Source organism: Variovorax sp. GW821-FHT09D05, assembly GCF_059416325.1.
The window spans coordinates 1-5,073 of record NZ_JBWKOZ010000026.1 but is presented as its reverse complement, the minus strand read 5'-3'; the positions used below and the strand labels follow the sequence as shown (position 1 = coordinate 5,073).

The 5,073-nt window shown below is 63.2% G+C and carries 6 protein-coding genes; 3 read left to right on the top strand and 3 right to left on the bottom strand.

Annotation, left to right across the window (positions count from 1 at the left end; translation table 11 throughout):
- Positions 1 to 141 precede the first annotated feature (141 nt).
- Positions 142 to 780 carry a TetR/AcrR family transcriptional regulator gene (locus AC07O3_RS34480; RefSeq protein WP_093060024.1) on the bottom strand — a complete coding sequence of 213 codons (639 nt, stop codon included), beginning with the start codon at positions 778 to 780 and terminating at the stop codon, positions 142 to 144.
- 96 nt (positions 781 to 876) lie between these two features.
- On the opposite strand from AC07O3_RS34480, the gene AC07O3_RS34475 reads away from it, so the two are divergent.
- The 3 genes from AC07O3_RS34475 to AC07O3_RS34465 are packed head-to-tail and all read left to right on the top strand — an operon-like array spanning position 877 to position 3,566.
- Positions 877 to 1,770, top strand: coding sequence for an NAD(P)/FAD-dependent oxidoreductase (locus AC07O3_RS34475; protein WP_495341513.1), 894 nt, complete (start codon positions 877 to 879; stop codon positions 1,768 to 1,770).
- A gap of 58 nt (positions 1,771 to 1,828) precedes the next feature.
- Positions 1,829 to 2,671 carry an alpha/beta fold hydrolase gene (locus AC07O3_RS34470; RefSeq protein WP_495341512.1) on the top strand — a complete coding sequence of 281 codons (843 nt, stop codon included), beginning with the start codon at positions 1,829 to 1,831 and terminating at the stop codon, positions 2,669 to 2,671.
- Positions 2,672 to 2,702: 31 nt separating this feature from the next.
- Positions 2,703 to 3,566 carry a class I SAM-dependent methyltransferase gene (locus AC07O3_RS34465; protein ID WP_495341511.1) on the top strand — a complete coding sequence of 288 codons (864 nt, stop codon included), beginning with the start codon at positions 2,703 to 2,705 and terminating at the stop codon, positions 3,564 to 3,566.
- Positions 3,567 to 3,743: 177 nt separating this feature from the next.
- Here the strand turns inward: AC07O3_RS34465 and AC07O3_RS34460 are convergent, their stop codons facing one another.
- Positions 3,744 to 4,277, bottom strand: a complete 534-nt coding sequence (locus AC07O3_RS34460) for an SMI1/KNR4 family protein (RefSeq protein WP_426389885.1) — start codon at positions 4,275 to 4,277, stop codon at positions 3,744 to 3,746.
- Positions 4,278 to 4,383: 106 nt separating this feature from the next.
- Positions 4,384 to 4,986 (bottom strand): hypothetical protein, encoded by a 603-nt coding sequence (locus AC07O3_RS34455; protein ID WP_426389886.1) that lies wholly within the window; start codon positions 4,984 to 4,986, stop codon positions 4,384 to 4,386.
- Positions 4,987 to 5,073 lie beyond the last annotated feature (87 nt).

The window sequence follows — 5,073 nt, the reverse complement described above, 5'->3', positions numbered from 1 at the left end:
TCCTTCGACGGCTTGGGAAGCGGACCTTAGAACTCACCATCTTGGGCTCTTGAGCGGCGGCGGAATGCGGTTCAAGGTTCCGGCCTAAAAGCTTCGATTCACTTGCCGCCGCGTAATCGCGACCTTGCCACATTGTGGAGCCTACGCGCCGTAGGCCGCCATGAAGACCCGTACGGCCTCGCGAAGAAGAGCCCTGTTTTCCCGGGTATCCGGCATATCGAGCTTCAGCATTCCGCGGATGTGCCCGGAGCCCAGGAACATCGACAGGAACAGGTCCGCTGCCTGCAGCGGGTTCCGCACCTTCAGCGTGCCCGCCAAGTGGGCACGGCGCAGGTATGCAGCCAGCTCGCCGTTCGCACGCTCAGGGCCGTCCTTGTAGAACGCTCGGCAGGCTTCCGGCTGCGTCCCCGCGACGCCGTAGGCAGAGCGCAACGCGCCCAGTGCGTCCCCGCGCGCCAGTGCGAGAAACCGGGCGCCGATCGCCAGCAGCACCTTCTCCGGCTGACCCGGGTCCAGCGTCCCGGCGCCCGGGAAGTCAGCCACCACCGCTGCCGTCCTGTCGCGCACGACCGCCTGGAACAGCCCCTCCTTGGAGCCGAAGTTGCTGTACACGGTCATCTTGGAAACACCTGCGTCCGCGGCGATGGCATCCACGCTCGCACGCTCCAGGCCATGCTCGTTGAAGTGCCTTTGCGCCGCTTCCAGGATGCGCCGGCTGCGCTCGGGATCGCGTGGTCGTCCGCGTTGGGGCTTGGGAGCAGGAACTGGGGGGAGAGTCATGAGCGGATTTAGTGGACTTGACAGTTTACTATATCGGACATAAATTACTGTACTTTATAGTCCAATAATCATTCGACCCACACGGAGCCCATCACCATGAATGACGTCATCATCATCGGCGGCAGCTTTGCCGGCCTCGCCGCCGCCCTGCAACTCGGCCGTGCCCGCCGCAAGGTCACCGTTCTCGATACCGGCCGGCCGCGCAACCGCTTTGCCGGCCACTCGCATGGCCTGCTCGGCCACGATCACAAGCCACCTCTGGACATCCTGGCCGAGGCGCGGCAGCAGCTGGCGCGCTATCCAACGATCAGGCTGGTCAATGCCCGGGCCGAGAGCGTGTCTGGCGCCATCGACGATTTCTGCGTCGTCACTGACGATCAAGAAAGCCTCGGGGCGCGCCGCGTGATCCTGAGCTACGGCGTTGCCGACCAGATGCCTGAGGTTCCAGGCTTTGCCGAAAGCTGGGGCACGTCCATCGTGCCCTGCCCCTATTGCGACGGCTTTGAAGTCGCCGGCCGGCATTGGGGCCTCGTCTGGTCCGGCCCGCAATCGCACAGTCAGGCCAAGCTGTTCCGCGATTGGACCGACAAGTTGACTGTCTTCGCCGATGGTCACGACATCCCGCCCGATATCCAGGCCGATCTGGCGCGCCGCAACATACCTGTCATCGATGGCCGGATTGTCGAGATCGCCCATCACAAGGGCCATATCTCCACAGTCAATCTCGATACCGGCCGCAACGTCGCGGTCGACGTCCTGTTCGCCCATCCGCGCAACAAGCCGTCCGCAAGCCTGCATGAATCACTGGGCCTCGCCACGGTGGATACGCCCACCGGCATCGTTCTCAAGGTCGACGAGCGCCGCCAAACCAGCATGCCCGGCATCTACGCCGCCGGCGACCTGACCACGCCCTTCTTGCCCTCGGTCACCCAAGCATCGTCGCAGGGCGCGATGGCGGGAATCTTCGCCCAGCAATCGATGCTGGCTTGAGGGCATAGATCCGCACGCGGCGCCTGAGGAAACGCACTTTTAGAGAAGCCTGATGCACATGGACTTCGAACACGTCACCTTCGACCTGCCACACGGCACTTTTCACGCGCTGCAGGGTGGTGATCCCGATGCTCAGCCGACGCTTGTCTTGCACGGTTTCCCGGACCATCCGCCGACGGCGAAGCCCTTCCTTGCCGAGCTCGGTCGCCGTGGGCGTCACGTCGTCGCCCCCTGGCTTCGCGGTTACGCCCCGTCCCCGACCTCGGGACCGTTCGACATGGCTTCCCTCACCGGCGACGTGCTCGCGCTGATCGACCGCTGGTCCCCCGGGCGAGCCGTAGAGTTGATTGGTCACGACTGGGGCGGCGCGATCACATACGATGTCTGCGTCACCGCGCCGGAGCGGATCAAACGCGCAGTCACGCTGGCCTTCCCGCACCCACTGACATTTCTGAGCCAGCCGCGCCTCACTCAGCTACGCCGCAGCTGGTACATGGGGCTCTTCCAACTGCCGGGAAGCGGCTGGATCGCCAGCGCCCGAAATCTCGCCCTCATCGACCACTTATGGCGTCAATGGTCGCCGGGCCTCTCGCTCGATCCAGCTGTCCAGGCGGAGCTACACGAGACCCTGCAGGCAAGCATGCCCGCGCCCTTGCGCTACTACAGGGGGCTGCTGCGGCCCGGCATGCTTGGGACGATGCGCCGCCTATCTCAGCCGATCACAACGCCCCTGCTGCAGCTCCACGGTTCCGACGACGGCTGCATCTTTCCGCAACAGGTCGACGACAGACATCGGTTCGCCGGCCCACATTCGCTGGAAGTCGTCCCTGACGTCGGCCACTTCCTGCACATCGAGGCCCCCGAGGCGATCGCGGAACGGATCGCGGCATGGGCCGAGTAGCGGATCACTCGTCCCAAGACAAGGAAACTGCATGGCAGAGCAAAACGCTAATCAGATCGCTGACTGGAACGGCCAAAGCGGGGAGCGCTGGGTCGCCAACCAGGCTCGACTCGACGCCATGTTGGCGGTGTTTGGAAAGGCCGCGATCGAAGCAGCCGCGCCCGTGATGGGCGAGCGCGTGCTGGACGTCGGCTGCGGCGCGGGCGCGTCGAGTCTTGCTCTGGCCGCGCTCGTTGGCGCGGGGGGCCGAGTGTTGGGCGTGGACATATCCGCGCCGCTGATTGGACGAGCGCGCGCGCTTGCGCCACAAGATTCGACGGCCCTATTCCTAGTAGCCGACGCCAGCAGCGCCAAGCTGCCCGAGGGCGAGTTCGACATCCTGTTCTCGCGTTTCGGGGTTATGTTCTTCGACGATCCGGCAGGAGCGTTCGCCCACATGCGCCGGGCGCTCAAGCCGGGCGGGCGGGTCTCTTTTGTTTGCTGGCGGGGCGTGGCCGAGAACGATTGGATGCGCCTACCAATGGGCGCGATCAAGGGCATCGTCCCGTCGACCGCACAGCCCGACTCTGAAGCACCCGGCTCATTTTCTTTCGGCGATAAGGGGCGGGTGGCGCGCATCTTGACGGCGGCCGGCTTCACCGATATTTCCATCGCGCCCTTGGATGCTTCCATCCCGTTCGGCGAAGGCGGGACGCGGGACGCGGCGATTGAGGACGCGGTGGAGATGGCGTTCGAAGTTGGCCCCCTGTCGCGCGTGCTCGCTGATCAGTCCAACGACATCCGTGCCCGCGCTTCGGCCGCAGTTCGTGCCGCCTTTTCGGGCCAGCCCGGTGAGCGGTCGGTGATGATCGGCGGCGCGGCGTGGATCGTCATGGCGCGCAATCCGGCAAGCTGACAGGGATCAATAGGGAGACGCCCCGCTCGATGGAGTGGGGCGTCTTTGGCCGGTCCGATTGATGTCCCTTCTGGTTTGGTTGTTGACCGCCAAACTGGACAGTGCGCACGCGCTCACAAAGACACCGTTGTGAGGCAGCGACGAGTGACCGCTGCTGGCCGTCTGCCGAAGTTTTCCTCACGCAGGGTGCGGCTCAAATGAGCCAGTTCCCGAAGCGAAATGCGGAGGTAAGGCCGAGGTCTTGAGTTGGCCGGTCAATCCTCGCGCGAGAAACTGCGACATGCTCATCTTGAAGTGCTCGGGCGAATCACTACGTGGCACCGTGACGACTTCCCACAAACCGCTCGCGCCGACGGTGCTCCAGCAGAACACATCTCCTTCATTCGAAACAGCCCATGGCAGGAGGCCGCCTGGTTCAAAGAAGAGCGGGAACGGGAAGTCCTCGGGATAGCTGGTCCGGAGTTCGCGTAGTGCCGAGAGCTGGACGAACACTTGATCCAGTAGGTTCACATGTGGGTTCGCGCTGAAAGGGTTGAGAACGGTCAGGAATCCGTTAATGGTCCCTGAGCCATAGTGGTCAACAAACTGCATGTAGTCGGTGGGCAATGGCCCGCCAAGCTTGGACGTCACGGTGCCCCATTCGGGCGCGGTGCCTTGCTCCCTGGGCTGGGCGGGGCGCGGGAGCAGACCGAAGAGTTCGTCAATGACCATGGGAGTGCGGCCGATGCTGATTTTTTGACTGGATTCTGGCCGAGGGCCTGAACGTCCGGTGTTGGCCGCGAGGAAGCATCTTGGTAATTGTCCTCATGCTGCGAGCTCAGCAGTGCTGAACGAACGTTGTGAACGCGTCCTTCGCCGGGTCATGGAAAACATACACCGCCGCCTCATCATGAAAGTAGTCGGCGACAGGAAACTGCCCCAAGAAGACCAAAGGGCCAGCATCTCCGATGGGCCACGCTGGAGACTGCAACCAGCGCGGGGGCTGCTTGGCGTACTTAAACAGCTCCAAGATTCTCTGACGCAGCCATACCTTTCTCTGTTTGGGAGGTAGGCATGGCGCGGCATCGAGTAACGAGGCAAGGAACTTGACGTCCGCGTCGAGCCAGCGCGGCTGGGCATCGAGCAGCAGCGCATATTCCGCCGTTGCGGCCCCGGCCAGCGCTGTCTTCACTCCGTGCTTCTGGAGCAACGAAACCAATACGTCCTGTGCGTTGAGCACGTGGCCTGGGTCGCTGAGGTCGAGTCCAATCAGGTAGTGGAATAGCGTTGTTCCCGTTTGGCAAAATCGAGGAGCGCTCTCTGCCGAGAGCAACGTTTCAATGTCTGGATCGTTGTAGAGCTGTTGCTCGAACTTAGGCACCGGAGTTTTGCCAGAGGCGAAGTCGCTCAGTCTTTGCAGGGTTTCAGTTGACGGAGGCATTCTCGAAGGCTTCTAGATTGGAATGCGCCACGAACGACCGGTCTCGCGGGACTGGTGGTAATTGGCTGAATGACTGCATGTGGCCGG

Coding starts and splice junctions, on each gene's coding strand:
- AC07O3_RS34480 (WP_093060024.1), bottom strand. CDS start 780: ATGACTCTCCCCCCAGTTCCTGCTCCCAAGCCCCAACGCGGACGACCA.
- AC07O3_RS34475 (WP_495341513.1), top strand. CDS start 877: ATGAATGACGTCATCATCATCGGCGGCAGCTTTGCCGGCCTCGCCGCC.
- AC07O3_RS34470 (WP_495341512.1), top strand. CDS start 1,829: ATGGACTTCGAACACGTCACCTTCGACCTGCCACACGGCACTTTTCAC.
- AC07O3_RS34465 (WP_495341511.1), top strand. CDS start 2,703: ATGGCAGAGCAAAACGCTAATCAGATCGCTGACTGGAACGGCCAAAGC.
- AC07O3_RS34460 (WP_426389885.1), bottom strand. CDS start 4,277: ATGGTCATTGACGAACTCTTCGGTCTGCTCCCGCGCCCCGCCCAGCCC.
- AC07O3_RS34455 (WP_426389886.1), bottom strand. CDS start 4,986: ATGCCTCCGTCAACTGAAACCCTGCAAAGACTGAGCGACTTCGCCTCT.